1 protein-coding gene is annotated in these 595 nt (G+C 70.3%); it reads right to left on the minus strand.

Translation table 11 applies throughout. The features are described 5' to 3' along the window. Positions 1–595, minus strand: a 595-nt coding sequence (locus AC06E6_RS16375; RefSeq protein WP_478062064.1) for a transaldolase family protein, incomplete at its 3' end; no start/stop codon positions are given.

The following is a 595-nucleotide window of genomic DNA, read 5'->3' on the forward strand; positions in this document are numbered from 1 at the left end:
CGTCGATGCTGGCCGGCGCCTGGCCATGGGCCACGTACCAGTCCAGGATGCGGCCCACGAACGGCGAGATCAGGAACGCGCCGGCTTCCGAACAGGCCAGCGCCTGGGTCGGGTTGAAGATCAGCGTCAGGTTGCAGTCGATGCCCTCGGTCTGCAGCACGCGGGTGGCTTCCACCCCGGCCCAGGTGGCGGCGATCTTGATCAGCACCTTGTCGCGCGGCACGCCGGCCGCTGCGTACATGGCGATGAACTGGCGCGCCTTGGCGATGGTCGCGTCGGTGTCGTGGGCCTGGTCGGCATCGACCTCGGTGGAAACGCGGCCCGGCACCAGCGCGGCCAGCATCGTGCCCACGCCGATGGTCAGGCGGTCGACCACGGCCCTGGCGACCTCGGCGCGGTCGCCGGGCTGGGCGCGGCCCCATTCCAGTTCGCGTTCGATCAGCCCGGCGTACACCGGCAGGTCCAGCGCCTTGCGCACCAGCGTCGGGTTGGTGGTGCAGTCGACCGGGCGCAGGCGCTTGATGGCGTCGTAGTCGCCGGTATCGGCGACCACGACGGACAGTTCACGCAGCTGGGCGAGCTTGGATCGGGTCAT

This window comes from Stenotrophomonas sp. Steno-Z10-HUANG (genome assembly GCF_056393075.1).